1 pseudogene is annotated in these 379 nt (G+C 43.0%); it reads left to right on the top strand.

The window, feature by feature from the left end:
• Positions 1-338 (top strand): annotated as a pseudogene (locus tag PZE06_RS26830) (arginase family protein); the annotation flags it as partial.
• Between the last annotated feature and the right edge of the window lie 41 nt (positions 339-379).

Below are 379 nucleotides of genomic sequence, written 5' to 3' on the forward strand. Positions count from 1 at the left end.
TTGATGAAGCTTATTCAGGCAATGTTTTTATTAAAAGTCACCCGAATTTTGAAGAAAGCCAAGCGGGTCTGTACGGAATGCCGATGGATTGGACCGTAAGCTATCGACCAGGTTCTCGTTTTGGTCCCACGAGAATTCGTGAAGTTTCAATCGGGCTAGAAGAATACAGTGCTTACTTAGATCGGGGATTAGAGGAAGTGAAATACTTTGATGCGGGTGATATCCCCCTTCCTTTTGGGAATGCGCAAAAGAGCCTTGATGAAATTGAAAATTTCGTTGATAAAGTATTAGCCGCAGGGAAATTCCCATTAGGAATGGGAGGAGAACATCTTGTCTCATAGACCGATTTTATAACGGGCCATGAGACAAGATGTTCTCC

Origin of the sequence: Robertmurraya sp. DFI.2.37 (assembly GCF_029211245.1) — a bacterium.
Lineage (GTDB): Bacteria > Bacillota > Bacilli > Bacillales > Cytobacillaceae > Robertmurraya > Robertmurraya methanolica_A.